1 protein-coding gene is annotated in these 1319 nt (G+C 56.3%); it reads right to left on the reverse strand.

What is annotated here, in order from left to right:
- Positions 1 to 595: 595 nt before the first annotated feature.
- Positions 596 to 1117 (reverse strand): signal peptidase I, encoded by a 522-nt coding sequence (gene lepB / locus JIN81_RS18750; protein WP_200283612.1) that lies wholly within the window; start codon positions 1115 to 1117, stop codon positions 596 to 598.
- Positions 1118 to 1319: the final 202 nt, after the last annotated feature.

A 1319-nucleotide genomic window follows, 5' to 3' on the forward strand; every position in this document is an offset into this window, starting at 1 on the left:
ATGCCCGAGTCTGATTGGAACCGCCCTGTACGGAGCCGTACGCAGGGTGGTGTGGGACCGGGGAGCTAATCACTCCCCGGGACCCGATTGGGCTTGTCGGTTTCACCCTTTGAGCCACAGCAACCCGAGGAGGACTGCAGCGACGACTATTGACGCGAATGAGACCCCCAAGCCGATCCAGTAGGCTCGCCGGTGACTGCAATCTACGCCGCCACATCCGAGACGGAAGAAGTGCCCCGCCCGATACTGAGGAATCTTCGCCCAAGTCATGAGCCCTGCGCCAGAGATCGCGGTGATGCAAGCCACAGAGATCATGTATCCGAGCAATACTGCGGGAAGAGAGAAGAGCCCACCAACGACGGCTATAAACAGGAACAGGGGAATCCCTGAAGCAAAGGCGAGATCCCACGGAATCTGACGAGCTATCGAATCCTGTGTAGTCTTCATTTCTTGCCCAACGTCCAAAGTGATGGCAACCCCACTAGCGGGGGCCAACGTCGAACGCGGGGTTGGGGTTGTAACTAGGAGAAGTCATCGCTAACAAAGGGGCTAGTGGGGGTTGCCATCCACGGCTTGTTGGCCTTGGTTGTTTTTGCTACTTGCCGGGGACCTTCCCCAAGATCTTCGCGTCATCCAAACCACCCCAATAGCGGCTGTCCAATGCATTACCCACGTTGTCACCGAGAACGAAATAGCTGCCCGCTGGGATCTTGAAAGGGAATGAAACTGGTCCAGGCGCACTCGAAGCCAAGTCACCCTTCGGTAGCTTGTAGCCTCCGATGCTTAAGCGCGGCGGGAGTGTCTCTTCCTTCCCGTCGATCACAACGTTGCCAGAACGGATGTCGATAGTCTCGCCCGGTAGGCCAACCACCCTTGATGCCCAATGTCCACCGCCTCCAACGGGAGACTCGAACACCACGACGTCCCACCGAATCGGTCCGACCCCAGAGTATGCCTTCAAGTCCACGTAAATGACTTCGCCACTTTTGATGGCAGGCTCCATGCTCGCGGACTCGTAACGCATCTTCTTCTTCGTGCATCCCACCAAGGAGGCAACGATCACGACGGCGGCAAAGGAACGAGAAATCATTTTGATAGGCATCTTATTCTTGGCCAACGTCAAAGCACACCAACCGCCTGATGGCAGCCGCGCATTGACTCGAGGTTAAGGGTTCTAGTCATCTGAAAATTTCGACTCGGAGCGGGTCAGGCGGTTGCGGTGCTGCGACTTGTGTGTGCCCAGCATGGGCGCGTTGTAAATGGGGTTCAAGTCCCCTGTAGGAATACCAGAAATGAAACGAAACTACCATCTGAAGCCA

The organism is Haloferula rosea (assembly GCF_016595525.1).
Taxonomy (GTDB): domain Bacteria; phylum Verrucomicrobiota; class Verrucomicrobiia; order Verrucomicrobiales; family Akkermansiaceae; genus Haloferula; species Haloferula rosea.